A 25,485-nucleotide genomic window follows, 5' to 3' on the forward strand; every position below is an offset into this window, starting at 1 on the left:
TTAGATAAACGCGTCCCTTTTTTTCAACTGATTAGATTTTGAAAGAGAAGTTATCGACCATTATAAAATCACTGTTTCCGGTTTTTAGTTCTATGTATTTAAAGCCTTTGGCGGAAGAGTATTTGTAGTAGCCTGCTGGATTGCTAACAGGAAACGACTCTGACGTTATAAAAATACCCTTATCATCGTAAAACGATATTGAAGGGCGGTTTGCGGACTCAAGGGCGCGATACCAAAATCCAACTTCCACATAAGTTGATTTTAACTCCAGTCGAATCACGATCGAGTGATATCTAAGAATCACGCAGTTGTTCTCAAGTTTTCCAGGTGTAGGACCAAAAATAGGTTCCCCTAAATACCCCCATCTGTCAGCACTGACAGCAAAGAGTGTCATGGAGGGCAACTCAATTTTTACCGTTGAAATTGACTGTGAAGGCACGCTATCAAAGTTTTCACTTAAAACTGGGCGTATGACGGTCAGCGTCCGCGCCGGCGACTGGGGCTGCGTACCGTACAACCCTCTGGCCACAAAACTGTAAGTGGCCACGACCAAGTTGGTGAGTATGATGATCCAGCTCCTATCGGCGCCGACCGTGATAATGCCGCCAATGGGACTGCTGCCATTGTAGAGCTGCACCGTCTGACCCGCGCTGGCCGTGCCGGTCAGCGTGAGGCTGGTTTCGGTGGTCTCCTTGCCGTGGGGAATTTCGACCCCGCTGGGCGAGCCTTTGATCGAGGTGATGGCCGGGGTGACGATGGCGGTGACGATCACTGACCTTGCTGGCGACTGGGGCTGCGTGCCGTACAGTCCTCGCGCCACAATGCTGTAGGTAGCCACGCTCAAACCTGTGAGCGTGATCGTCCAGTTTCTATCCGCGCCAACCGTGATGACGCCGCCAATGGGACTGCCGCCATTGTAGAGCTGCACCTTCTGACCCGCGCTGGCCGTGCCGGTCAGCGTCAGGCTGGTTTCGGTGGTCTCCTTGCCGTGGGGAATCTCGACCCCGCTGGGCGAGCCTTTGACCGAGGTGATGGTCGGGGTGACGATGGCGGTGACGATCACTGACCGTGCCGGCGACTGGGGCTGCGTGCCGTACAGTCCTCGCGCCACAATGCTGTAGGTAGCCACGCTCAAACCTGTGAGCGTGATCGTCCAGTTTCTATCCGCGCCAACCGTGATGACGCCGCCAATGGGACTGCCGCCATTGTAGAGCTGCACCGTCTGACCCGCGCTGGCCGTGCCGGTCAGCGTGAGGCTGGTTTCGGTGGTCTCCTTGCCGTGGGGAATCTCGACCCCGCTGGGCGAGCCTTTGACCGAGGTGATGGTCGGGGTGACGATGGCGGTGACGATCACTGACCTTGCTGGAGACTGGGGCTGCGTACCGTACAGTCCTCGCGCCACAATGCTGTAGGTAGCCACGCTCAAACCGGTGAGCGTGATCGTCCAGCTTCTATCGGCGCCGACCGTGATGATGCCGCCGATGGGACTGCCGCCATTGTAGAGCTGCACCGTCTGACCCGCGCTGGCCGTGCCGGTCAGCGTGAGGCTGGTTTCGGTGGTCTCCTTGCCGTGGGGAATCTCGACCCCGCTGGGCGAGCCTTTGATCGAGGTGATGGCCGGGGTGACGATGGCGGTGACGATCACTGACCTTGCTGGAGACTGGGGCTGCGTACCGTACAGTCCTCGCGCCACAATGCTGTAGGTCGCCACGCTCAAACCTGTGAGCGTGATCGTCCAGTTTCTATCGGCGCCAACCGTGATGACGCCGCCAATGGGACTGCCGCCATTGTAGAGCTGCACCGTCTGACCCGCGCTGGCCGTGCCGGTCAGCGTCAGGCTGGTTTCGGTGGTCTCCTTGCCGTGGGGGATCTCGACCCCGCTGGGCGAGCCTTTGACCGAGGTGATGGCGGGGGTGGCCAGCGCAACGGCCTTGACCGTATAAGTCCGGGCCGGAAACTTCACCGACGTTGCTTCATTCGGGAAGCCATCAACATTGACCGCCACAATCACTTTGATTGTCGAACCATCGGCTAGTTGGTCCAGAAAGGCCCGGGTCACGACGCCACCCTGGCTGCCAGTGGAGGTGATGGGGACCCCCCGATGGATCGGCAACGTCACCGGGTCGCCACTGACAGTTGTGCCATCGCCCTGCATCCAGATCGGTTGGTTAATAGCGATCCCCCGCCAAGCGTCAACCAGAACGTTGGTGTTGCCGCTGAAACGGGTCAAATCCAGCGTAACGCCATCGGTCACGGCGGTAATCGTCGGCGTTGGCAGCCGAGTATCGCCATCGGCCATCGGGTTCACCCGCAACCCCAACGGCAACGACTCCCCGACCGGCATTCCTCCACGAATCAACGTCCAGGTCAGCTCAATATCCTTGCCCTGTCGCGCCACCAAAAATGCCGGGCTGAGGATGAAGTCGGACCGTCCTGCGATGAAGTCCTGTTCCGCAAAGGGCATGGCGCCTGGTGCGGGATTGATTTCTTTGAGTAAGGCCCTGTCACCGGGGTTAGCTGCAAACGTCACGCGCGCCGTTACGCCATTCGTGTAGGCCAGTGCATCAATCGGGCTGGTCGCCGGCGCCACCAGTGTTGGCGGGTTCAAGGTGATGGCGCCTTTGCCAATCACCCTGGCGGTGGCTGTTTTTGAAGTGCCCACGTCGATGCCGTTTCTGCGCAACGTAAACGCCGCTCGCGCCTGATCGTCCAGCACCACTTGGTCATTCGGGATTCTCATGATGCAGAGTTTGAAGCCGCCAAAACCGTCTGTTTCGATGGGCCCGGTAAACTCGACATCCATGCCGGACGGTGTCCCGGTGTAGCGCCCCGCAACAAGATCGCCAACCTCGAATTGTGGCTTTTTGGGCACCACCACCACGTTCAAGGGGGCGCCGTTGAGTTTGTCGCGATCAACAATCGAGGCATCGTCACCTGTGTCGGTCAGGTCTTCGCGCAGGATCGGCGCGTCCAGGACCACCCGATTGACATCGACATCAGCCTTGAGGGTTATCGACCAGCGACGTCTCTGCGTCGGGTTGTTCAACTGATCGACCACGGTGTAGGAAATCGCAAAGTCCGCGCTGTTCCCGGCCTGCTCGAACATCGCGCGGGTGAGGGGGATGACCACCGGTTGGCCAACCTGTGCGGGTTGAACGGTAAAAGTGAAACGCTCGCGCCGCAGTTCCACGCTGATGTCGTCGTAGGCCTTCATGAACGGGTAGAACACGGTCAGCGCCACGCCTTTATCCACGTCGTCCTTGCCAATCACCGGCGGGTCGCCCAGTTCAGGCGGCAGGCTGATGTCGAGGTAAGGATGCTCGTCATCGCCGGGCACGGTGTTGCCGCCGGGTAATTGTTCGCTGTAAAGCACCCAGAGAGGTCGCGAGTCGGCCACGTTGCCGCTGGGGCGATGGATCTTGTATTCCAGCCGATTGTTGCGGTCATCCAGTAATGAGGACTCGAACAGGGTGAATTCCGTGCGTTGGTCCCGATCGGCGACCGGAATGGGGCGGTTTTCCAAGGACACACCATTGAGCCGCAGTTCGATGGAAATGGAGTCGTCGCTGGGGGTGTCGCGCGGGGGCGGGTCGACCAGGACTTTCACCGCGTTGGCCAGCACCCCTTGCTGATTGAGCACCGGTTTGAAAAGGGCCAGGGGCGCACCCTCCACCACCTCCTCCGGTGGCACGGGCGTGTAGGGGATCACGTTACGGGTGGCGCCCGGGATCATGGGGGGATAGTTGACCAGGATCTCGGCGTTCGGTTGTTCAATCGCCATGGTGCACCTGTGTGTTCGGTGTGGGCATGGCTAATGAGATACCGGGCGGTGATGGTTCGGCTACTGTCAGAAGTTACAGGTGTGGGGTGGTTTTGGACGAATGGTCCGCCACCCCCAAAGCCATCACTTTTTTTGCACACACTGCAGATCCCTTGTGGGAGCGGGCTTGCTCACGAAGGGGCCTGCACATTCAATATTGATGTTGGCTGATTTACCGCTTTCGCGAGCAAGCCCGCTCCCACCGTTTGATTGGGGTGTTATCCGTCAAAACGCATACGGAATGCTGATCTTCGCCCACAACATCTCGCCTTCCGGCCGGTTTTCCACGTCAAACTCCTTGGCCCAACGGATCTCGGCGCTGGCGTATTTGAGGAAGGTCAGGTGCAGTGCCGGGCCGATGGCGAACACCTGGCCGCGCACACCGTCGTTCACGTCCTCGCCGTTGAACTGCACGGTGCGGCCGAACTGTTTGTCGTCGGTGGTTTGCTTCAGGTAGTAGCCGTTGAGGCCGAGCATCAGGTTGTCGGTGATTTTGTAGCTGGCGGAATAATCGAAGTGGAAAATCTGCCCTGACTTGTAGTCGGTGTCCTTGTTCTTCTCGTTGAAGCTGTAGGTGGTCTTCATCGACACCTCGGTTCGCTCCGTTGGCAGCCAGGTGAAGGAGAACAGCGGTTTGTAGGTGTAGAAGTTGTTGCTGGTGTTGGCCAGGCGATCGGTGCTGTATTCGCCGGTCGGCACGGTGATTTCCACGGCGGCGCCGAGGGTCAGGTTTTTGCCCATGTCCCAAAGAATGATCGGTGCGATGGTGGTGTCGCCCATGCCTTCACGGGTGTCCTGCAAGCCGAACACCGAGACTTCCTGCTTGAGCCAGGGCTGGGCGATGTAACCGGCCAACCGTCCGCCAAAAATGTGCAACGGGCTCAGATAATCCAGGCGCGGGATCACGGCGGTGGATTCGATTTCGACATTCGATACTTTGCCGCCGAGGGAGCTGATGTTCAGCTTCCGGGACTTGTAATGGTTGTAGTAGACGTTGAAGGCCACCATGTTGTCCGGAAGGCTGTCGACCTCCAGCGGCAGCATGAAGAAGCCATCGGTGCCGGTGCCGATATTGTCGACGCCAGCCTCGGTGGCCAGGGCCGGCAAATGAAGGGCAAACACGCCGGCCAGGCTGACGGTCAGGCGCAAGCAGAATGTCGTGCGGGTCGGGTTCATGGGTGTACTCATTATTATTGTTAGGGACGCACCGCCGGCCGCGCGGGCCGTTGCATAGAAATAAGCGCTTCAGGCCTGGCCGGGCAGGGTATTGGCGGCCACATAGGGGGACTTCTGCGGACAGCCGCAAAACCCTGTGCTAAGTTCTTTCGACATAACCGGTAACAAAAATAAGAATTGAAGCCTGATCCGGGATGTCTTGCCCCATGCAAATGAAAGTCGTCGATCCTACTTACGAACTGGCGCTCGTCTCGCCATTCCTGCTGCAAACCCTGGCCGAAGTCGCCGAGCTCAATGGGGTTAATCCCGAAAGTCTTTGTCGAGGTTTGGGCTTTACCCTGGAAGACCTCCAGGACCCGGCGCAGCGCATTTCCTATCGACAAGCCGTGGCGATGATCCAGCGCGCGCTCAAAGTGCTGCCCGATCGCGGGCTGGGTTTGTGGGTTGGCGCGCAGAACGTGCTCGGCACCCTGGGTTTGCTCGGGCATGTGCTGTCGCTGTGCAAGACCTTGCGCGATGCGTTTGAACTCGGTATTCGGCACCAGCACACCTCTGGCGGCATCGTGGTGTCGAGCGTGGAAGAGGCGGGAGACCGGGTGTTTGTCGACATCGAATGTCGCCTGCCGTTTGCCGACGTGCAGTTGTTTGCGGTGGAGGAGTTTTTCGCCAGTTTGCTGGTGTATGGACGGGCGTTGGTGGGGGCCGATTTCAAGCCGATGGCGGTGGAGTTTGTCCACGCGGCGCCGGATTACCTTGCGGAGTATCAGCGCTTACTGGGGCCGGATGTGCGATTCGGTTGCCTGCAAAACCGTATGGTGATTGCTGCGCATTGGCTGGATGTGCGGCTGCCCAATCATCATTCGCTGGCGTTGCGTCAGGCGCTCAAGTTGCTGGAGCTGGAAGCGGCGCAGGTGCATCAGAAGATTGATCTGATTCAAGCGGTGGAGCGGGCGATTGCCCGGGATCTGACTCGGGGCAGCCATATCGAAAAGATCGCCGCTGACTTGAACATGAGCAGCCGCACGTTGCGTCGGCGCTTGACTGAACATGCGCTGACGTTTGAGACGTTGCTGGAGCAGGTGCGCCAGGCCAGGACCTTGAGTCTGTTGGCCAATCCTGAAATGTCCATTGAGCGAATCACCGAAGAAGTCGGCTACAGCGACGTGCGCAGTTTTCGCCGGGCGTTCAAGCGCTGGACCGGGATGAGCCCGACGGCGTTTCGGATCAGTTCATAGAGCGAGCGCCGCCAATCCCTGTGGGAGCGGGCAGTGTCCAGCCGTGGCAGTTTCCTTGCCCTTCATACCCCCGCAACGGTTAAACTCCGTGCTTCTTTCCCAAGGAGTTCATATGAGTTACTACCAGCCGGGCATTCTCGCCACCCCTGTTCCGCCTCAAGCCCGTCATATGTTCTTCGCCCTCGAGTCCGCCGCCGCGCTGCCGGCCGCGCTCGACAAATTGATGCAACTGGTGGACGGCCAGTCGGCGGTGGTCGGTTTCGGTGAATCCCTGGTCAAAGCCCTGCACGGTCAGATCGAAGGCCTGCGCGCATTCCCGGCCATGACCGGCGTCGGCGTCGATAACCCATCGACCCAACATGCGCTGTGGTGCTGGCTGCACGGCGTCGACCGCGGTGAATTGCTCAATCGCAGCACCGCCATCGAAGCTGCGCTGGCCCCGGCGTTTCGCCTGGTGCAGATGAACGAAACCTTCCGCCACCTCACCGGCCACGACCTGACCGGCTACGAAGACGGCACTGAAAACCCCCACGACGAAGCCGCCGTGGCCGCCGCGCTGGTGAGCAACGGCGCCGATGGCACAGTCGGCGGCAGCTTCGCCGCGATCCAACAGTGGCAGCACGACCTGAAAGGCTTCCGCGCCATGCCGTCCCACGAGACGGACAACATCATGGGCCGTCGCCTGAGCGACAACGAAGAACTCGACGACGCGCCGATCTCCGCCCACGTCAAACGCACCGCCCAGGAAAGCTTCGCCCCCGAAGCCTTCGTGGTGCGCCGCTCGATGCCGTGGATCGAAGGCGATCGCGCCGGTCTGATGTTCCTCGCGTTCGGCTTCTCCCTCGACGCGTTCGAAGCCCAACTGCGGCGCATGAGCGGTCTGGAAGACGGCATCACCGACGGTCTGTATCGCATCAGCCGCCCGATCACCGGCGGCTATTACTGGTGTCCGCCACTGAAGGACGGTCACCTGGACTTGCGCGCTTTGCGCATGGGCTAAACCCATCAAGGAGTGAGTATGAACGTGGTGCGCTGGGGCATGATTGGTTGTGGGGATGTCACCGAACGCAAGAGCGGGCCGGCCTTCTACAAGGCACCCGGTTCGGCGCTGGTGGCGGTGATGGGGCGACGGCAGGAGGCGGTGACCGACTACGCCGCGCGCCACGGCATCGCTCGGGTCTACACCGACGCCCAATCGCTGATCAACGATCCGGAAGTGGACGCGGTGTACATCGCCACGCCACCCGACAGTCACCGCGCTTATGCCTTGATGGTGGCAGCCGCCGGCAAACATTGCTGCGTCGAAAAACCGATGTCGCTGAATGCCGGGCAAAGCCGTGAGATGCAAAAGGTCTTTGCCGATGCCGGTTTGCACCTGTTCGTTTCTTACTACCGACGTTCGTTGCCGCGCTTCCAGCAAGTGCGGCAATGGCTGGAGGAGGGGCGGATCGGCGAGGTCCGGCACCTGACCTGGACCCTGACCAAGGCACCGACACCGGCGGATCTGGGCGGCACGGACAACTGGCGCACCGACCCGGTGATTGCCGGCGGCGGCTACTTTGCCGACCTGGCCAGCCATGGTTTCGACCTGTTCCAGTACCTGCTGGGTGACATCGTCGACGTCGCCGGGTTTACCGCGCAACAGGCCGGGTTGTATGCGGCGGAAGACGCGGTCAGCGCCAGTTGGCGCTTTGCCTCCGGAGCCTTGGGCATGGGTTGCTGGAATTTTGTCGCGGACCGGCGTGAGGATCGGGTGGAGGTGATCGGCAGCCAGGGCCGGATCAGTTTTGCGGTGTTTGATGAGCATCCTGTGGTGCTTGAAGCCGACGAAACCCTCAGCCTGCACATCGACCATCCCGAACACATCCAGTGGCATCACGTATTGGGCATGAATGCGCATATCCGTGGTGAGGCACGGTACCCGGCGGTGGCCGAAGAGGCGCTGAAGACCGATTGGGTGATGGACCAGATCCTCAAGCGCTAACACGGTCTTGTAGCGCTGTAGCGCTGTAGCAGCTGTCGAGCACCGCGAGGCAGCGTTCGGCGGCTTTCGGCGGCTTTCGGCAGCGTTCGGCGGCGAAGCCGTCGCAAACCCAGCGCCGCGGTCTGTCTGAAACACCGCGGTGGCCGAACGCTGCCTCGCGGTGCTCGACAGCTGCTACGTCGGTTCGCGTTCGTGCCGCGAATCTATCCTTATGCTCAAACAGTATTTCTCAACCCTCGCATCGGTTCTCTAAGATCACGTCATAACTCGTTATAACAAGTGATCTCCGATGACCGATAACGTTCTATCCCTCAGCAGCGTTCCCCTGCACACCCAACTGCGCGACGTACTGCGTAGCCGCATCCTCGACGGTGAATACCCGCAAGACAGCCAGATGCCGTCCGAAAGCGAACTCGGTGCGTTGTTCAAAGTCAGCCGCATCACCGTGCGCCAGGCCCTCGGCGATCTGCAGAAAGAAGGGCTGATCTTCAAGATCCACGGCAAGGGCACCTTCGTCGCTAAGCCCAAGACCTTCCAAAACGTCAGCACCCTGCAAGGCCTGGCCGAGTCGATGACCGGTCGCGGCTATGAGGTGATCAACCGCCTGCGCAGCTTCAAATTCATCGCCGCCGACAAACTGGTCGCCGAGCGTTTGCAGGTGGCCGAAGGCGAAACCGTGGCGCAGATCAAACGGGTTCGACTGATCAACCGCGAGCCAATCTCCCTGGAAATCACCTACCTGCCCAAAGCCATCGGCGAGCGGCTGGAGAAGGCTGACCTGGTGACCCGCGACATTTTCCTCATCCTCGAAAACGACTGCGGCCTCGCCCTCGGCCACGCCGACCTGGCCATCGATGCGGTGCTGGCCGACAGCGACCTGACCCAGGCCCTGAACGTCGAACCCGGCTCGCCGATCATGCGCATCGAACGCCTGACCCACGATGCCGCTGGCGTTCCCGTGGACTTCGAACACCTTTACTACCGCGGCGATGCTTTCCAGTACCGCTTGCGGATCGACCGGCAAAAAGGGGATCAGGCATGAGCCGAAGCACTTTGGAGCAGGAATACGACATCGTCGTCATCGGCGGCGGCACCGCGGGCCCGATGGCGGCGATCAAGGCCAAGGAACGCAACCGCGATTTGCGCGTGTTGTTGATCGACAAGGCCAACGTCAAGCGCAGTGGCGCGATCAGCATGGGCATGGACGGCCTGAACAACGCGATCATCCCCGGCCACTCGACGCCGGAGCAGTACACCAAGGAAATCACCATCGCCAACGACGGCATCGTCAATCAGGCGGCGGTGTACGCCTATGCCACGCACAGTTTCGAAACCATCGAGCAACTGGACCGTTGGGGCGTGAAGTTCGAGAAGGACGAAACCGGCGACTACGCGGTGAAAAAGGTCCACCACATGGGCGCTTATGTGCTGCCGATGCCGGAGGGGCATGACATCAAGAAAGTGCTGTATCGCCAGTTGAAACGGGCGCGAGTGAGCATCACCAATCGACTGGTCTGCACCCGTTTGCTCACGGACGAAGAGGGCGCGGTCAACGGCGTGATGGGCTTCGATTGCCGCACCGCCGACTTCCATGTGATCAAGGCGAAAGCGGTGATCCTGTGCTGCGGCGCGGCCGGGCGCCTGGGTTTGCCGTCTTCGGGCTACCTGATGGGCACCTACGAAAACCCCACCAATGCGGGCGACGGTTACGCCATGGCCTATCACGCCGGGGCGGAACTGGCGAACCTCGAATGCTTCCAGATCAACCCGCTGATCAAGGATTACAACGGCCCGGCCTGCGCCTACGTCACCGGTCCCTTGGGCGGCTACACCGCCAACAACAAGGGCGAACGCTTTATCGAGTGCGATTACTGGAGCGGCCAGATGATGTGGGAGTTCCATCAGGAACTCGAAAGCGGCAACGGTCCGGTGTTCCTCAAACTCGATCACCTGGCCGAGGAAACCATCCAGAACATCGAAGAAATCCTGCACAGCAACGAACGCCCGAGTCGCGGCCAGTTTCACGCCAATCGTGGCACGGACTACCGCACGCAGATGGTTGAAATGCACATCTCCGAGATCGGTTTTTGCAGCGGGCATTCGGCGTCCGGCGTGTGGGTCAACGAAAAGGCTGAAACCTCGGTCAAGGGTTTGTACTCGGCGGGGGACATGGCGGCGGTGCCGCATAACTACATGCTTGGCGCGTTCACCTATGGCTGGTTTGCCGGCACCAACGCGGCGGAGTTTGTCGCCGGGCGCGAGTTTTCCGCCGTCGATGCCCAGCAGATCGAAATCGAAAAAGCACGGGTCTACGCGCCGCTGGATCGCGAACACGGCCTGCCGCCCGCGCAAGTCGAATACAAGCTGCGACGCTTCGTGAACGACTACCTGCAACCGCCGAAAGTGACCAAGAAGATGCAAATCGGCCTGCAACGCTTCAGCGATATCCAGCGCGACCTCGATCAGATCAAGGCCCACAACCCCCACGAACTGATGCGCGCGATGGAAGTCAGCATGATCCGTGACTGCGCCGAAATGGCCGCCCGCGCCTCGTTGTTCCGCGCTGAAAGCCGCTGGGGGCTTTACCACTACCGGGTTGACCACCCGCAACGCAACGACAGCGACTGGTTCTGCCATTGCCACCTGAAGAAGGGCGACGACGGCCAGATGAGCAGTTTCAAGAAAGCCGTCGAGCCTTACATCATCCCGCTCGATGCCGAAGAAATGCAGGCCTACGACCGGCTGCGGGTCGGCGCGTTTGCGGCCTGACGATCAATCAAAGAGAGTCCGAACCATGGCCTATCAACCCCAGGAAATCTTCTTCCGCTCCAACGCGCCGGTGACGGTCGACGAGGACCTTTGCATCGCCCACAAAGGCTGCACCGTGTGCGTCGACGTCTGCCCGATGGACCTGCTGGCTATCAACCCGGCCACGCAAAAGGCCTACATGGCGTTCGACGAATGCTGGTACTGCATGCCCTGTGAAAAAGACTGCCCGACCGGGGCGGTTAAGGTCGAGATTCCTTATCTGTTGCGTTGAGCTCGTCTTGCATTAAAGCCATCCGGCAACACCGGACGCCTGATTCACACACCCCCTCGTTTCCCACCGCGCCCTGATCGTGGCGGAGACGAACATCCAATAAATGATTCGAGGGGATTCACATGTTATTGCGTGCAGCATTAGCCGGTCTGGTACTGGCCTCATTCACCGTGTCCGCGTCGGCTGAAACCATCCGCATTGCCATCGGCACCCAGGACACCACCATCAACTGCGCCGCTGGCGGTTTGTTGATCCGTGAGCTTGGTTTGCTCGACAAATACCTGCCCCATGACGGCCAGTACAAAGACGCCAAATACGACGTGGAGTGGAAGAACTTCACCAGCGGCGCGCCGCTGACCAACGAGATGGTCGCCGGCAAACTCGACTTCGGCGCCATGGCCGATTTCCCCGGCGCGTTCAACGGTGTGGCGTTTGAAACCGCCGGCAAGCACAGCCTGTTTATCAGCGTGCTGTCGGGCAGTATCAAGGGCAGCGGCAATGGCATCGTGGTGCCGAGCGCGTCCGGCGTGCAGTCGCTGGCGGAGCTCAAGGGCAAGACCATTTCCGTGCCGTTCGCCTCCACCGCCCATGGCATGTTGCTGCGTGCGGTGGCGGCTCAGGGGTGGGACCCGCTGAAGGATGTGAACATCATCGCCCAGCCGCCGGAGGTTGCCGGCTCGGCGTTGCAGGCCGGGAAGATCGACGCTCACGCTGATTTCGTGCCGTTTGCCGAACTGTTCCCGAGCCGGGGTTTTGCTCGCAAGATTTACGACGGCGCCCAGGCCAATGCACCGACGTTCCACGGGGCGTTGGTGGATCAGGCTTACGCGAAGAAGTACCCGGAAATCGTCGTCGCCTACCTGCGGGCGAGCATTGAAGCCAATCAGCTGCTGGCCGCAGAACCCGAGAAATACAGTGAGCTGATCGCCAAAGTCACGGGGGTGGATGCGGAGGTCAATTACCTGTTCCATGGTCCGCTGGGCGTACAGACCCGCGACCTGAGCTGGAAACCGGAATACCGCCAGGCTGTCGGCACGGCCATCGATACCCTCAAGTTGTTGAAGAAGGCTGATCGCGGGCTGGACCTCAATACCTTCATCGACGACCAATACATTCGCGCCGCGTTCAAGGCGTCGAACCTGGACTACACCGCGCAACTGGCCAACTACGCGCAAACCCCGCTCAGCGCGGTGGATGCGCTCAGCGGCAAAGCCATCACCGATGTCAGCCATGTGGCGCAGATTTGGGTGCGCGGTGAGCCGAAAGTCCGGCAATACGCCTCGGCGGAAGCGGCGTTCAGCGCGTTGGCTGGTTTGAAGGCTGAAGGCAAAAACATCCGCGCGGTGTATGCCCAGGCGAGTGACAGCGGCATCAAGTTGCTGGCGGATCAGGCGTGGTTTGCCAGTGATGCCAAAGGGCGGCTCAGCGCCTTCCTGCTCAAAGGCCAGGCCCAGCAATTCGCCACGGCCCAGGGCGGCAAAGTCCTCGACTTCACCGACGCCACCACCCAGGCCGTCGCCACCCGCTGAGTCAGATCGTTCCCACGCTCTGCGTGGGAATGGCGCCAGGGACGCTCCGCGTTCCGCTCTTGAATGTGACGCAGAGCGTCACGGGATGCATTCCCACGCCGAGCGTGGGAACGATCAGAGGTGACACATGTATTCACGCTGGATCCCCCGAGCCGCCTCACTGCTGCTCTGCCTGCTGTTCTGGCAATTCGCTGCGAGTGGTCACTGGAACCTCGGCCTGGTGACCTTCGCCAACGTACCGACGCCACTGGCCGTCATCCACGCTGCGCTGGGCCTCAGTGACTCCGGCAAGCTCGCCCAGCACCTGAGCAGCAGCCTCAGCCGGGTCTTCGCCGGTTACCTCGCGGCGCTGGTCATCGGCATCGCCCTGGGCCTGGCCATCGGTCGCTCGAAATGGGCCGAGGACTTGTTGCTGCCGCCTCTTGAAGTATTAAGACCGATCCCCGCCGTCGCGTGGATCCCGCTGGCCATCCTGATGTTCCCGTCCTCGGAACTGTCGATGGTCTTCATCACCTTCACCGGCGCACTGTTCCCGATCCTGCTCAACACCATCCACGGCGTCGAAGGCGTCGACCCACGCCTGATCGCCTCGGCCCGCAGCCTCGGGGCAGGGCGCCGCGCGATTTTGCTGGAAGTGATCTTGCCTGGCGCCGCGCCGAGCATCATCACCGGTCTGGCCATCGGCATGGGCACCTCGTGGTTCTGCCTGGTCACTGCGGAAATGATCTCCGGCCAATTCGGCATCGGCTATTACACCTGGGAGTCCTACACCATCCAGAACTACGCCGACATCGTCGTCGGCATGTTGCTGATCGGCGTGCTCGGGATGGGCAGCAGCCTGCTGATCAAACGCCTGGGTGGGCTGTTCACGCCTTGGCATCGACCACGAGGAAAAGCCTGATGAGCGTTTTTCAACACCCCGAAGGCCGCATCGACATTCGCGATTTGTTGATCAGCCTGGGCGAGGGCAGTGCGGCGTTCGAAGCCGTGCAAGGCCTGGATTGCCAGATCGAGCCAGGGCAATTCGTGTGCATTCTCGGACCGTCCGGTTGCGGCAAATCCACCTTGCTCGGCGCGTTGGCCGGGCATCTGCAACCGCGCATCGGCACCTTGAATGTCGATGGTGCGCCGATCTCCGGCCCGTCGCCGCAGCGCGGCATGGTGTTCCAGCATCACACGCTGTTCCCTTGGCGCACGGTGCGCGACAACGTCGCCTTCGGCCTGAAAATGCGCGGCATCGGCAAGACCGAACGCCACCAAGCCGCCGATGAAATCCTCGCGTTGGTGGGGCTGGAAGGCTTTGCCGAACGCTGGCCGGATCAGCTCTCCGGCGGCATGCAGCAACGGGTCGAAATCGCCCGGGTGCTGATCAACCGCCCACGCCTGTTACTGATGGACGAACCGTTCGGCGCCCTCGATGCCTTGACCCGACTGAACATGCAGGAACTGCTGCTGGACATCTGGACACGGATTCGCACCACCGTGGTGTTCGTCACCCATGACATCGACGAGGCGCTGTTCCTCGCCGATCGCTTGCTGGTGATGAGTTCGCGTCCTGGTCGAATCATCGAAGACCTGCGCCTGGATTTCCCCCGGCCACGTACCACCGAATTGGTGACCAGCCACGAGTTTTCCCGCTTGAAGCGTCACTGCCTTGAGCTCTTGCGTCACGAGGACGGTCGGCAGCTGCCACGCCTGAACCCCCTCGGACTTCCCCCAGAAAACAAACTGCCGCGATTTGCCCTATGACCTCATTATTTGATGCAACCGAAAACGACGACATCCTCGCCCTGCAACCGCGCTTGACTGATGCAGACCCCGGCGTACGCCGCATTGCCCTGATTGAACTGGCTGATCTGGAGGAGCCGGAAGGCTTGCTGTGGCTGGTCAATCGTCTGGCTGAAGACCCGACTGAAGAGGTTCGCGCTGAGGCGGCGCGATTGCTGGAAGCCTGGGAGGATGAGCCGGTCGTTGAAGCGTTATGCCAGGCGCTGACCGATCCGTCGTCGGCCGTGCAATCTGCTGCCGCGCAGAGCTTGAGTCTGCTCAAGAGCGAAGCGGCGGGTCGGGTGATTTTGCCGTGGGCCGGGCATGCTGATGTCAGCGTTCGTGTCGCGGCGTTCAGGGCCTTGCGCGAGTTGCGCTTCCCCGATGCTGCCGGCGCTGCGTTAAACGCATTGAACGATCAAGACGCCAGCGTACGCCGCGAGGCCGTTGGCGTACTCGGCTGGCTCAAGCAACTGGATGCCCTGTCAGCGTTGGCCCGATTGGCCAGCGACGATCCGGACACCGAAGTGCGCCGCGCCGCCACTGGCGCCCTCGGTCTGGCGTCGGACATTCAAGTCCTGCCGGCCCTGCGCCAGGCCTTGCAGGACCACGCCTGGCAAGTGCGCGAAGAAGCTGCCACCACCCTGGGCAAAGTGGGCCACGTGGATGCAGGCCCGGCATTGGTCGAAGCCTTGAGCGACGATTACTGGCAAGTACGCCTGCGCGCCACCCGCAGCCTCGGCCGCTTGCGGTACGCCCCGGCCCTTGAAGCGTTGATCGAAACGTTGGGCCATCGCATCAGCAATTTGCGCAAGGAAGCAGCGCTGGCGTTGGGCGAGTTGAATGATCGCGGCGCGGTTGCCGCCCTGCAGGCCGCGCAAGACGACGGCGACCCGGAAGTGCGCAAAGCCGTGCGCATCGCCTTGAGTCAACTGCAATGAACCCGCTGGCGGTGGGTAATTCCCAGAGCAAACAGCAATTGCGGCTGAACTGGCCGGATGGGCGCGAGCAGTTGCTCGATCACGCCGAACTGCGCCGCCAGTGCCCGTGCTCGCAATGCCGCGCGTTTCGGCTGCAAGGGCTGGCGGTGAAGGTGGATTCGCGCATCCGTGTGGTCAAGTTGAATAGCCAGGGCTACGGCCTGCAACTGATCTTCAGCGACGGCCACGAACGCGGCATCTACCCGTGGCCCTATCTCTCAGACTTGACCGAAACCCTGTAGGAGCGAGGCTTGCCCGCGAAGGCGGCCTGTCTGACACACCGCTTTCGCGGGCAAACCTCGCTCCTACAGATCACCGGGTCAGAAGGATTTGCTGATGCTCGCCACTACTGTCGCCGTGCACACATCACCAAACCCCCAATTGCTGGCGCATTGGCTTTGCGAAAGATCGGTACCAATGTAGCTGACCCCCAGCAACACCCCGGCCAGTTCATGGGTCAGCTTCACTTCCCATTCGTGGTACGCGTCCTCGGCGTGGCCGTTCGAGGCGTACAGGTGCGGGTCCTTGAAGTCCATTTCGCCGTAGCGCAGTTTCAAACCCAAGCCGTAGGGCAATTCGGTTTCGTAGCCGATGTAGCTGTAGAGCGAACTCTGCTTGCTGTCGATGCCCGGCGCGTCCGCCGAGTAATAGGCGGCGAGCTTCACCCCATAAACGCTGAGAATGCCGTAGGTCTCGCTCTGATTGAACTGGCCTTCCTTGGGGTAGGCGTACTTCAAATAGCCGAGGTCCAGGCTCACGGCATCGGTCGCCTGCCACAGCCAACCGGCGTAGTAATCGATTTCCTGGCGGGTTTTCAGGCCGCCGCCGAAGTCGACATTCGAACTCCATGCACCGGCGTACAAACCACTGCTGTGGGCCAGGGTGACACCGGCCTGCACGGCGGGATCGTTCTGGGTTTGCGAGATGCCGCGGGTGCGGTAATCGCTGGCCAGGGTCAGGTCCACCAGCAAGTTGAAGTCGTCGTTCAAGGGGATGGCCTGGCTCGTCAAGGGCAGCAGGCTTAAGGATCCAAGGGCGAACAGGGTGAACGCTTTCATGGGACAGTGCCTTTGTTGTGATTGTTTTGGGCAGTTTTCGGGCAAGGCTGCGCCACACCCTTGCGACAAGCGCAGGGCGGGGCAGCAAGGGTTTTTCTTATAAGGTCGGTGCGTAGACTTCGCGCCCGGCAAACCAGGTTTGCAAGACTTTGGTGTCATTCAGCGCTTTGTTATCGACCGTGAACACATCGCGATCCAGCACGATGAAATCGGCCTGTTTGCCTGCGCTCAGCGAGCCGATCTGCTTCTCCAGCCCGATGGTCCGCGCCGCGTTGAGGGTGTAGGCGTAGAACAGGGTTTCGCGGTCCAGGCGCTCATCGGCATTCAGCACACCCAGCGGACCTTTGCGAGTAATCGCTTGGGCCATGGCATTAAACGGATTGGGCGTGGACACCGGCCAGTCACTGGCCCCGGCAATGGTCGCGCCCTGTTTGAGCAGTGAGTGCGCCGGGTATTGATAACGGAAGGCCAGGGCGCTGACGTAGGGCTTGATCATGTCCAGGGTGTAATCGTCGGCGGTGGCCCACAGCAGTTGCATCGAGGCGATCACGTTCAGCGGCTTGAACCGCGCAAACTCTTTCGGGTTGACCATTTGCAGGTGGGTGATCGAGTGGGTGATGCCGCTCTGGCGATCCTTGCGCGCCTGGGCGATGCCGTTCAGGGATTCGCGCACCGCGCGGTCGCCGATGGCGTGGATGTGCACCAGCCAGCCGCGCTGGTCGATGGCACTGACCAGTTCGCCGAAATGCTTGGGATCGATCAGCAGCTCACCCTGTTTGTGCGAATTGCTGTAGGGATCGATCATCGCCGCGCTCTGCGCCGGGTATTCGATCACGCCGTCGGCGAAGATCTTGATCCCCGGCAGCGTCAGGTTGGGAATGCCCCGGAATTGCTGGCGCACCTTGTCCAGCACGTCGAGATCGGCCGGCACGCTTTTCGGGTTGGCCACCAGCAGCGCGGCGACGTGGACGCTCATGTCGCCGGTCTCGGACAGCGCTTTATAAGCCGGTAGTACGCCGACGGTTTTCTCGGTGGGCTTGAGCGCGAACACGGGTTCGCCGGGCGCGGCATTGGCGGCGGGGTCCATCCACGCGGTGATGCCAAGGCTGTTGTTGTAGCGCATCGCCGATTGCGCGGCCTTGAGCATGTCGGCGGCGCTCGGCACCGGCATTTTCGAGGCGACCCGGTCCCAACCGGCGTCCACCAGGAATCCGTTAGGGCTGCCATCGGCGCGTTTGCCGATCGTGTCTTTCTCGGCGTCCGGCAGGGTTTTCAGCAGCGCGGCATCGATGCCGGCGCGTTCGAGCATTACGTTATTGGCCCACGCGGTGTGGTGGTCGCTGCCGGTGAAGACCACGGGCACGTTGGCCCATTCGCCGCTGTTGAATTTTTTGCCGAAGGCTTCGGCCTGCGCCCAATACGCCGAACTCATGCCGGCCACGCTCAACACATCGCCGTGTTTGGCCTTGCCATCGTCACGCCAGCCGCGCAGGCGTTTTTCCAGTTCGTCGAGGCTGACCACCTCGTCTTCCATATTCGCCGAAACCATTTCCAGGCCGCCGAACACCGCGTGGGAATGGCTGTCGATCAGGCCGGGCATCAGGGTTCTGCCGCCGAGGTCAACGACTTTGGTGCCGGATTCGATCAGGGCTTTGATCTGAGCGTCAGTGCCGACTTTCAGCACCTTGCCGTTTTCGACCGCCAGGGCCTGCACCTTCGGTTGGGCGCGGTCGGCGGTGAAAATCTTGCCATTGAACAGCACCAGATCGGTGGCGGCCATGGCTTCCATCGAGGCAAAACTAACAGCGGCCATCAACAGATTCGGGATGAATCTTTTCATTGAATGTTTCCTTGTTATTGCGTCTGATGGCCAGATTAGTGGCTGCCCGCGCTCAGCAGAACGCCTGCCTCACGAAAAACGTTTTTGCCGAAATGGAAAAAGCATGGACAAGTTGGGTGCATTAAAAATGTTCGTGGTCACCGCGCAGCTCGGCAGTTTCAGCCGCGCCGCCGAGCAACTGGGCAAGACCCCGTCGGCCCTGACCAAAGCGGTTAATCACCTGGAAGCCGAGCTCGGTGCGCGGTTGTTCGAACGCAGCACCCGGCGGATTCTGCTGACGGAAGTGGGGCGGCTTTACCTGGAAACCGCGCGCCAGGTGTTGCAGCGGTTGGAGGAGGCCGGCGAAGAGGTCGAGCAAATGCAGCATGGCCTGCGCGGCAGCCTGAAAATCACCGCGCCGCTGGCGTATGGGCAGGCGTTTCTGGATCAGGTGTGCGGTGGTTTTCTGGAGCAATACCCGCAGATCAACCTGCAAGTGGACCTGTGCGACGAGTTCGTCAATCTGCTGGAAAGCGGTTACGACCTGGCCCTGCGTGAGGGGCATGACGACTTGCCGGGGCTGATCGCCCGGGTCGTCGGCAGCAATCGCCTGGCGTTGTGCGGCAGCCCGGCCTATCTGGCGCGCAAGGGCGTGCCGGTGACGCCGCAAACCCTCGATGAACATGAATGGCTGTTGTATCGCCATCCGTTGCTCAGCCGCGAATTCTGGTGGGCCGAGCGCGACGGCCAGCGTTTGAGCCTGCCGCAACCGCAGTCGCCACGCCTGCGCAGCGACAACTATGACTTGCTGCTGGCCAATGCCCTGGCCGGACGCGGTTTGCTGCACACGCCGTTATGGAGCGCCGCGCCGTACATCGCTGACGGGCGGCTGGTGCGGCTGATGGCGGATTACGACATCGACCCGGACAGCTTTGGCGCACACATTCTGGCGGTGTACCCGAGCCATCGACGGGCGACGGCGAAGGTGGTGGCGTTTATCGATTACATCGCAGGATTTTTAGCGGATCGCGGTTTGGGTGATGACTGCGGTCGTTACTGACTTGGTTTCCCCCGTAGCAGCTGTCGAGCAGCGCGAGGCAGCGTTCGGCGGCGAAGCCGTCGCAAACCCTACACGCGAGGTTTAGCTGAAAGACCGCGCGTCTGATTTCACGACGGCTACGCCGCCGAACGCTGCCGAACGCTGCCTCGCGCTGCTCGACAGCTGCTACAGGCTTGCCAGGAAAATGCCAAAAGAGTACAAATGTACTCCATGACGACTCTCACTCCCCGCCGTACCGCCATCCTGACCTTTATCCGTGATCGAATCGCGGAGCACGGCCAGTCCCCGAGCCTCGCTGAAATCAGCGAGGCCTTTGGTTTCGCCTCCCGCAGCGTGGCGCGCAAGCATGTGCTGGCGCTGACCGACGCCGGTTTTATCGAGGTCAACCCGAATCAGGCCCGGGGCATTCGCTTGCTCGGGCAACCGGCGCGCCCGGAGTTGCTGGACATCCCGGTACTCGGCCGGGTGGCGGCGGGGGTGCCGATTGGTGCGGATGCCGAGGTGCACAGCCGCTTACTGTTTGATCCTGCAATTTTCTCCCGGGTGCCGGACTACCTGCTGCGGGTCCAGGGCGATTCGATGATCGAGGACGGCATTCTCGACGGCGACCTGGTGGGCGTGCACCGCAACCCCGAGGCACTGAACGGCCAGATCGTGGTGGCGCGGCTCGACGGCGAAGTCACCATCAAGCGTTTCGAGCGGGTTGGCGACACCGTGCGGCTGTTGCCGCGCAACCCGGCCTATAAGCCGATCATCGTTGAAGCCGATCAAGACCTGGCCATCGAAGGGGTGTTCTGCGGTCTGGTGAGGCAAGGGTGATGGGCGCCGTCGTTGCGCTGGATACGCTGTTCAATGGCGGCCAGGTCTGGAAGGGCCGGCCTGCGCCACCGGCGGTCAGCCCGCAACCCACAGGGCATGCCGCGCTGGATGCAGCGTTGCCGAGCGGGGGCTGGCCGGAAGCGGCACTGACCGAAATCCTCCTGGCCGGGCAGGGCGTCGGCGAGTTGCAACTGGTGTGGCCGGCGCTGGCACGGCTGTCGGCGGCGGGCGAGCGCATCGTGCTGATCGCGCCGCCGTACGTGCCGTACCCCCAGGCCTGGCAGAACGCCGGGGTCGATCTGCGCCAGTTGTCGATCATCCAGGCCAGCGAACGCGATGCCTTGTGGGCGGCGGAACAGTGTCTGCGCTCGGGCAGTTGCGGCGCGGTGCTGTGTTGGCCGCACAAGGCCGATGACCGGGCGCTGCGGCGCTTGCAGGTGGCGGCGGAAACCGGCTCGACCCTGGCGTTTGCCTATCGCTCGCTGGCCGAAGCGGTCAACCCTTCGCCGGCGGCCTTGCGCATTGCCATCGACGCCAAGCCTGCGCAGTTGCGGGTCTTGAAGTGCCGGGGCGGATTGGCGCGTACGGCGCCGATTGCCTTTGCCATGGGACATTGAGGTTGCCATGCGCTGGGTGTGCATTCTGTTCCCACAATTGGCGCTGGACGCGGTACTGCGTCAGCGCCCCGACCCCGATGAGCCGTTGGCGCTGCTGACCGGCCCGGCCCAGCGCCGAGTGTTGCAAGCGGTCAACGGTTCGGCGCGGGCGCTGGGCTTGCGTCCGGGCCAGTCAATGACCGCGGCCCAGGCCCTGAGCAAAGGCTTTGTCACTGCCGAGTACGACGCCGCCGAGATCGAACACTGGCAACAGTTTCTCGCGGCCTGGGCTTATCGCTTCAGTTCCCAGGTCAGCGTGCATTACCCGCGCGCGGTGGTGTTTGAAATCGAGTCGAGCCTGGGCCTGTTCGGGCCTTGGTCTACATTTGAGGCACGGCTGCGCACTGAACTCAACGAACTGGGCTTTCGCCACCGGATTGTCGCCGCGCCGAACCCGGTGGCGGCGCGGGTGCTGGCCAATGTGTATGACGGCTTGGTGGTGCCGGACGATCAAGCCTTGCGCTATCACTTGGGGCAACTGCCCGTCGACCGCATCGCCCTGGAACCCACGGTGGCCACGGCATTGTCGCGCATGGGCCTGCGCACCCTGAGCCAGGTGCAGGCGCTGCCGCGACATACCCTGGCCCGGCGTTTCGAGGCCCCGGTGCTCAAGCATCTGGATGCCTTGCTCGGTCTGCGGCACCTGGCCCTGGCGTTCTATTTGCCGCCGGATCGCTTCGATGTGCGCATCGAGCTCAACTTCGACGTGCAATCCCATCAGGCGCTGCTGTTTCCATTGCGCCGGTTGACCGGCGATCTGTCGGCGTTTCTCTGCGGGCGGGACAGTGGCGTACAGCGTTTCGACCTGCACCTGGAACACGCCGGGTTGCCGGACAGCGTGATCAAGGTCGGCCTGCTCAGCGCCGAGCGTGATCCGGCGATGCTCTTCGAACTGGCCCGGGGGCGTTTGGAGCAAGTGCAGGTCGCGGCCCCGGTGCGCGGTTTTCGCCTGCGTGCCGAAGACTTGCCGAGCTTCGTGCCCCAGCGCCAGGAGCTGTTCGACGACCGCCCGCAGCAGTCCTTGCCCTGGGAGCAATTGCGCGAACGCCTGCGGGCGCGGCTGGGGGACGAGGCGGTGCAAGGGCTGCGTTTCCAGGCCGATCACCGCCCCGAGTGTGCATGGCAAACCAGTGTCGACAGCCAGTTCTGCGGCGGATTGCCGGGGGTACATCGGCCGGGTTGGCTGCTGACCGAACCGCTGGCGGTGCACGAAGGTTCGGCGCGCATCCTCATGGGGCCGGAACGCATCGAGTCCGGTTGGTGGGACGGTGCCGATGTGCGCCGGGATTATTACTTGATCCAGACCCGCGCCGGTCAGCAAGGCTGGGCCTATCGCGTGGTGGGTGAGGGCGGTCCGTTGTGGCTGCAAGGCTGGTTTGCATGAGCATTGAATATGCCGAACTGCACTGCCTGTCGAACTTCAGTTTCCAGCGCGGGGCTTCCAGCGCGCTGGAGTTGTTTCAACGGGCCAAACAGCAGGGTTATCAGGCCCTGGCGATCACCGATGAATGCACGTTGGCCGGCATCGTTCGCGCCTGGCAAGCGGCCAAGTCGGTTGAATTGCCACTGATCATCGGCAGCGAAATCCGCATCGAGGACGGACCGAAACTGGTGCTGCTGGTGGAAAACCTTGAAGGCTATCAGGCGTTGTGCCGACTGATCACCCGCGCCCGGCGGCGTACGCAAAAAGGCCAGTACCAAGTGTTGCGCGAGGACTTTAGCGAACCATTGCCGGGCCTGTTGGCGTTGTGGGTGCCGGAGGCGGTGGATGATTTTCCAAGCGGTCATTGGCTCAAGCAGATGTTTGCCGAGCGCCTGTGGCTGGCGGTTCAGTTGCATTGTGGGCAGGACGATAGCCGCCGACTGAACGACCTGTTGATGTTGGCCAGGGAGCTGCGCATCCCGGCGGTGGCCAGCGGCGATGTGCACATGCACGCCCGTGGCCGACGCGCCTTGCAGGACACCATGACTGCGATCCGTCATCACCTGCCGGTGGCGGCGGCCGGGTTGCGCCTGTATCCCAATGGCGAGCGGCATTTGCGCTGTCTCGACGTCGTGGGTGAAATCTATCCGCGCGCCTTGCTCGATGAAACGCTGGTCATCGCCCGGCGCTGCACCTTCGACCTTGGCCAGTTGCGTTATCAATATCCTCGGGAACTGGTGCCGGAAGGTCATACGGCCACTTCCTGGCTGCGGCATTTGACCGAAGAGGGCATCCAGTGGCGCTGGCCACAAGCACCGCAAGCCAAGGTACTGACGCAGATCGACAAAGAACTGGAGCTGATCGCCGAGCTGGGCTACGAAAGCTATTTCCTTACGGTCCACGACATCGTGCGCTTCGCCCGCGAACAAAAAATCCTCTGTCAGGGCCGGGGTTCGGCGGCCAACTCGGCGGTGTGTTTTGCCTTGGGCATCACCGAAATCGATCCGGATCGCACCACGCTGCTGTTCGAACGGTTTCTCTCGAAAGAACGCAACGAGCCACCGGACATCGACGTGGATTTCGAGCACGAACGCCGTGAAGAAGTCTTGCAGTACGTGTTCCAGCGTTATGGCCGCACCCGCGCCGCACTGACGGCGGTAGTCAGCACTTACCATGCGGCCGGCGCGGTGCGTGATGTGGCCAAGGCCCTGGGCCTGCCGCCGGATCAGGTCAACGCATTGGCCGATTGCTGTGGCCACTGGAGCGACAAGACCCCGCCGGTCGAGCGCCTGCTGGAAGGCGGCTTCGACCCCGAGAGCCCGGTGTTGCACCGGGTCTTGAGCCTGACCGGGCAACTGATCGGCTTTCCCCGGCACTTGTCCCAGCATCCTGGCGGTTTTGTGATTTCCGAGCAGCCGCTGGACAGCCTGGTGCCGGTGGAAAACGCGGCGATGGCCGAGCGCACGATCATTCAGTGGGACAAGGACGACCTCGACGCCGTCGGCTTGCTCAAGGTCGATATCCTCGCGCTGGGCATGCTCAGCGCGATTCGCCGCTGTTTCGATCTGTTGCGCCGTCACCGAAATCTGGACCTGAGTCTGGCGACCATTCCGTCCGAAGACAAACCCACCTACGAAATGATCGGTCGTGCCGACACGATTGGCGTGTTCCAGATCGAGTCCCGGGCACAAATGTCGATGCTGCCCCGGCTCAAACCGGTGAATTTCTATGACCTGGTGATTGAGGTGGCGATTGTCCGGCCGGGGCCGATCCAGGGCGGCATGGTGCATCCGTACCTGCGTCGGCGAAACAAGGAAGAGCCCGAGGTTTATCCGTCCCCGGAACTGAAAGCCGTGCTCCAGCGCACCCTGGGCGTGCCGTTGTTCCAGGAACAGGTGATGCAGATCGCCATCGTCGCTGCGGATTACAGCCCCGGCGAGGCCGATCAACTGCGCCGTTCCATGGCCGCCTGGAAACGCCACGGCGGGCTGGAACCGCACAAGGATCGCCTCGCCGCCGGGATGAAGAAAAACGGCTACACGGCTGAATTCGCCGCGCAGATCTTCGAGCAGATCAAGGGCTTCGGCAGCTACGGTTTTCCCGAGTCCCACGCCGCCAGTTTCGCCCTGCTGACCTACGCCAGTTGCTGGCTCAAATGCCACGAACCGGCCGCGTTCGCCTGTGCGCTGATCAACAGCTGGCCCATGGGTTTCTACAGCCCGGACCAGATTCTGCAGGATGCGCGCCGGCATCATTTGCAGATCCGTCCGGTGGACGTGCGTGCCAGCGATTGGGATTGCAGCCTGGAACCGATCAGCGGTGCGCAACCGGCGATTCGCATGGGCCTGCGGATGATCAAGGGTTTTCGCGAGGACGACGCCCGGCGCATCGAAGCCGCGCGATCAAGAGGCGCGTTTGCCGACATCGCCGACCTCGGCGAACGGGCGCAACTCGATGCCCGCGCCCAGGAGCAACTGGCCGATGCCGGGGCCTTGCGCGGGCTGGCCGGCGACCGCCATCGGGCGCGCTGGGAAGTGGCGGGGGTGCAGAAGCAACTCGGGTTGTTCGCCGGGTTGCCGCGTCAGGAAGAGCCTGAGGTGTCTTTGCCCAAACCCACGGTGGGCGAAGACTTGCAGGCCGATTACGCATCGGTTGGCACCACCCTTGGTCCGCATCCATTGGCGCTGTTGCGCGCGGAATTGAAGGCCCGGCGTTGTCGCAGTTCGAAGGAATTGCTCGACGTCGAACATGGCCGACCGGTCAGCGTGGCGGGGCTGGTAACCGGCCGCCAACGACCGGGCACTGCCAGTGGTGTGACCTTCGTCACCCTCGAAGACGAGTTCGGCAACGTCAACGTGGTGGTCTGGCGTGATTTGGCCGAACGACAGCGCCAGGTGTTGGTGGGCTCGCAACTGCTCAAAGTCGACGGACGCTGGGAACGGGAAGGCGAAGTGCGGCACCTGATTGCCGGGCGGCTGAGCGACCTGAGCCCCTTGCTCGACGGCATCAGCGTACGTAGCCGGGATTTCCGTTGAAATACCCATGATCGTTCCCACGCTCTGCGTGGGAATGCAGCCCGGGACGCTCCGCGTCCCATTGGAACGCAGAGCGTCCCGTGA

The 25,485-nt window shown here is 61.8% G+C and carries 20 protein-coding genes; 16 read left to right on the top strand and 4 right to left on the bottom strand.

Features of this window, described 5'->3' with window-relative positions; genetic code table 11:
* Window positions 1–31: 31 nt before the first annotated feature.
* A complete protein-coding gene (locus HKK52_RS02205) occupies window positions 32–3,781 on the bottom strand; it encodes an Ig-like domain-containing protein (RefSeq protein WP_169369132.1) in 3,750 nt (1,249 codons plus the stop codon).
* Between the two features lie 264 nt (window positions 3,782–4,045).
* Entirely contained in the window at window positions 4,046–4,996 is a 951-nt protein-coding gene (locus HKK52_RS02210; RefSeq protein WP_169369133.1) for a SphA family protein, read from the bottom strand.
* A 206-nt stretch (window positions 4,997–5,202) separates the two neighbouring features.
* On the opposite strand from HKK52_RS02210, the gene HKK52_RS02215 reads away from it, so the two are divergent.
* From HKK52_RS02215 to HKK52_RS02265, 11 genes are all read left to right on the top strand, one after another.
* The gene (locus HKK52_RS02215) at window positions 5,203–6,231 is read left to right on the top strand and encodes an AraC family transcriptional regulator (RefSeq protein WP_169369134.1); all 1,029 of its coding nucleotides are present in this window, start codon (window positions 5,203–5,205) and stop codon (window positions 6,229–6,231) included.
* A 112-nt stretch (window positions 6,232–6,343) separates the two neighbouring features.
* Complete coding sequence (locus HKK52_RS02220) at window positions 6,344–7,231, top strand: Dyp-type peroxidase (protein ID WP_169369135.1); 888 nt, start codon at window positions 6,344–6,346, stop codon at window positions 7,229–7,231.
* Window positions 7,232–7,249: 18 nt separating this feature from the next.
* On the top strand, window positions 7,250–8,215 hold the full coding sequence (locus HKK52_RS02225) for a Gfo/Idh/MocA family protein (protein ID WP_169369136.1): 966 nt from the start codon (window positions 7,250–7,252) through the stop codon (window positions 8,213–8,215).
* Window positions 8,216–8,504: 289 nt separating this feature from the next.
* A complete protein-coding gene (locus HKK52_RS02230; RefSeq protein WP_149658212.1) occupies window positions 8,505–9,257 on the top strand; it encodes a GntR family transcriptional regulator in 753 nt (250 codons plus the stop codon).
* Window positions 9,254–10,984, top strand: a complete 1,731-nt coding sequence (locus tag HKK52_RS02235; protein WP_169369137.1) for a fumarate reductase/succinate dehydrogenase flavoprotein subunit — start codon at window positions 9,254–9,256, stop codon at window positions 10,982–10,984. The genes HKK52_RS02230 and HKK52_RS02235 overlap by 4 nt, the downstream gene beginning before the upstream one ends.
* Window positions 10,985–11,009: 25 nt before the next feature.
* The gene (locus tag HKK52_RS02240) at window positions 11,010–11,255 is read left to right on the top strand and encodes a 4Fe-4S dicluster domain-containing protein (RefSeq protein ID WP_007946457.1); all 246 of its coding nucleotides are present in this window, start codon (window positions 11,010–11,012) and stop codon (window positions 11,253–11,255) included.
* A 122-nt stretch (window positions 11,256–11,377) separates the two neighbouring features.
* Window positions 11,378–12,784 (top strand): ABC transporter substrate-binding protein, encoded by a 1,407-nt coding sequence (locus tag HKK52_RS02245; protein ID WP_169369138.1) that lies wholly within the window; start codon window positions 11,378–11,380, stop codon window positions 12,782–12,784.
* 127 nt (window positions 12,785–12,911) lie between these two features.
* The gene (locus HKK52_RS02250; protein WP_169369139.1) at window positions 12,912–13,685 is read left to right on the top strand and encodes an ABC transporter permease; all 774 of its coding nucleotides are present in this window, start codon (window positions 12,912–12,914) and stop codon (window positions 13,683–13,685) included.
* Window positions 13,685–14,533, top strand: a complete 849-nt coding sequence (locus tag HKK52_RS02255; protein WP_169369140.1) for an ABC transporter ATP-binding protein — start codon at window positions 13,685–13,687, stop codon at window positions 14,531–14,533. The genes HKK52_RS02250 and HKK52_RS02255 overlap by 1 nt, the downstream gene beginning before the upstream one ends.
* Window positions 14,530–15,492, top strand: a complete 963-nt coding sequence (locus HKK52_RS02260) for a HEAT repeat domain-containing protein (protein ID WP_169369141.1) — start codon at window positions 14,530–14,532, stop codon at window positions 15,490–15,492. Before HKK52_RS02255 ends, HKK52_RS02260 begins: the two co-directional genes overlap by 4 nt.
* Window positions 15,489–15,773: a DUF971 domain-containing protein gene (locus HKK52_RS02265; protein ID WP_169369142.1), complete on the top strand. Its 285-nt coding sequence runs from the start codon at window positions 15,489–15,491 to the stop codon at window positions 15,771–15,773. Before HKK52_RS02260 ends, HKK52_RS02265 begins: the two co-directional genes overlap by 4 nt.
* Before the next feature lie 78 nt (window positions 15,774–15,851).
* On the opposite strand, the gene HKK52_RS02270 is transcribed toward HKK52_RS02265, so the two are convergent.
* Both HKK52_RS02270 and HKK52_RS02275 read right to left on the bottom strand, forming a co-directional pair.
* Window positions 15,852–16,589: a TorF family putative porin gene (locus HKK52_RS02270; protein WP_169369143.1), complete on the bottom strand. Its 738-nt coding sequence runs from the start codon at window positions 16,587–16,589 to the stop codon at window positions 15,852–15,854.
* A gap of 97 nt (window positions 16,590–16,686) precedes the next feature.
* Window positions 16,687–18,429, bottom strand: coding sequence for an amidohydrolase (locus tag HKK52_RS02275; protein WP_169369144.1), 1,743 nt, complete (start codon window positions 18,427–18,429; stop codon window positions 16,687–16,689).
* A 103-nt stretch (window positions 18,430–18,532) separates the two neighbouring features.
* Here HKK52_RS02275 and HKK52_RS02280 point away from each other — a divergent pair, with 103 nt between their 5' ends.
* The 5 genes from HKK52_RS02280 to HKK52_RS02300 all read left to right on the top strand — a co-directional run bounded on the left by HKK52_RS02280 (window position 18,533) and on the right by HKK52_RS02300 (window position 25,401).
* Window positions 18,533–19,468 carry a LysR family transcriptional regulator gene (locus HKK52_RS02280; RefSeq protein ID WP_169369145.1) on the top strand — a complete coding sequence of 312 codons (936 nt, stop codon included), beginning with the start codon at window positions 18,533–18,535 and terminating at the stop codon, window positions 19,466–19,468.
* Between the two features lie 201 nt (window positions 19,469–19,669).
* Window positions 19,670–20,287 (top strand): transcriptional repressor LexA, encoded by a 618-nt coding sequence (lexA, locus tag HKK52_RS02285; protein ID WP_169369146.1) that lies wholly within the window; start codon window positions 19,670–19,672, stop codon window positions 20,285–20,287.
* Window positions 20,287–20,904, top strand: a complete 618-nt coding sequence (gene imuA / locus HKK52_RS02290; RefSeq protein ID WP_054055082.1) for a translesion DNA synthesis-associated protein ImuA — start codon at window positions 20,287–20,289, stop codon at window positions 20,902–20,904. The genes lexA and imuA overlap by 1 nt, the downstream gene beginning before the upstream one ends.
* A gap of 7 nt (window positions 20,905–20,911) precedes the next feature.
* A complete protein-coding gene (locus tag HKK52_RS02295) occupies window positions 20,912–22,327 on the top strand; it encodes a Y-family DNA polymerase (RefSeq protein ID WP_169369147.1) in 1,416 nt (471 codons plus the stop codon).
* The gene (locus HKK52_RS02300; protein ID WP_169369148.1) at window positions 22,324–25,401 is read left to right on the top strand and encodes an error-prone DNA polymerase; all 3,078 of its coding nucleotides are present in this window, start codon (window positions 22,324–22,326) and stop codon (window positions 25,399–25,401) included. Before HKK52_RS02295 ends, HKK52_RS02300 begins: the two co-directional genes overlap by 4 nt.
* Window positions 25,402–25,485: the final 84 nt, after the last annotated feature.

The sequence above is a fragment of the Pseudomonas sp. ADAK2 genome (assembly GCF_012935755.1).
GTDB lineage: Bacteria > Pseudomonadota > Gammaproteobacteria > Pseudomonadales > Pseudomonadaceae > Aquipseudomonas.

Bases quoted from the DNA above. Each gene is read 5' to 3' on its own strand.
- HKK52_RS02225 (WP_169369136.1), top strand. From the start codon at position 7,250: ATGAACGTGGTGCGCTGGGGCATGATTGGTTGTGGGGATGTCACCGAA.
- HKK52_RS02235 (WP_169369137.1), top strand. From the start codon at position 9,254: ATGAGCCGAAGCACTTTGGAGCAGGAATACGACATCGTCGTCATCGGC.
- HKK52_RS02295 (WP_169369147.1), top strand. From the start codon at position 20,912: ATGCGCTGGGTGTGCATTCTGTTCCCACAATTGGCGCTGGACGCGGTA.
- HKK52_RS02250 (WP_169369139.1), top strand. From the start codon at position 12,912: ATGTATTCACGCTGGATCCCCCGAGCCGCCTCACTGCTGCTCTGCCTG.
- HKK52_RS02265 (WP_169369142.1), top strand. From the start codon at position 15,489: ATGAACCCGCTGGCGGTGGGTAATTCCCAGAGCAAACAGCAATTGCGG.
- imuA (WP_054055082.1), top strand. From the start codon at position 20,287: ATGGGCGCCGTCGTTGCGCTGGATACGCTGTTCAATGGCGGCCAGGTC.
- HKK52_RS02245 (WP_169369138.1), top strand. From the start codon at position 11,378: ATGTTATTGCGTGCAGCATTAGCCGGTCTGGTACTGGCCTCATTCACC.
- HKK52_RS02210 (WP_169369133.1), bottom strand. From the start codon at position 4,996: ATGAACCCGACCCGCACGACATTCTGCTTGCGCCTGACCGTCAGCCTG.
- HKK52_RS02260 (WP_169369141.1), top strand. From the start codon at position 14,530: ATGACCTCATTATTTGATGCAACCGAAAACGACGACATCCTCGCCCTG.
- HKK52_RS02300 (WP_169369148.1), top strand. From the start codon at position 22,324: ATGAGCATTGAATATGCCGAACTGCACTGCCTGTCGAACTTCAGTTTC.
- HKK52_RS02255 (WP_169369140.1), top strand. From the start codon at position 13,685: ATGAGCGTTTTTCAACACCCCGAAGGCCGCATCGACATTCGCGATTTG.
- HKK52_RS02205 (WP_169369132.1), bottom strand. From the start codon at position 3,781: ATGGCGATTGAACAACCGAACGCCGAGATCCTGGTCAACTATCCCCCC.
- HKK52_RS02275 (WP_169369144.1), bottom strand. From the start codon at position 18,429: ATGAAAAGATTCATCCCGAATCTGTTGATGGCCGCTGTTAGTTTTGCC.
- HKK52_RS02215 (WP_169369134.1), top strand. From the start codon at position 5,203: ATGCAAATGAAAGTCGTCGATCCTACTTACGAACTGGCGCTCGTCTCG.
- HKK52_RS02270 (WP_169369143.1), bottom strand. From the start codon at position 16,589: ATGAAAGCGTTCACCCTGTTCGCCCTTGGATCCTTAAGCCTGCTGCCC.
- lexA (WP_169369146.1), top strand. From the start codon at position 19,670: ATGTACTCCATGACGACTCTCACTCCCCGCCGTACCGCCATCCTGACC.
- HKK52_RS02230 (WP_149658212.1), top strand. From the start codon at position 8,505: ATGACCGATAACGTTCTATCCCTCAGCAGCGTTCCCCTGCACACCCAA.
- HKK52_RS02220 (WP_169369135.1), top strand. From the start codon at position 6,344: ATGAGTTACTACCAGCCGGGCATTCTCGCCACCCCTGTTCCGCCTCAA.
- HKK52_RS02280 (WP_169369145.1), top strand. From the start codon at position 18,533: ATGGACAAGTTGGGTGCATTAAAAATGTTCGTGGTCACCGCGCAGCTC.
- HKK52_RS02240 (WP_007946457.1), top strand. From the start codon at position 11,010: ATGGCCTATCAACCCCAGGAAATCTTCTTCCGCTCCAACGCGCCGGTG.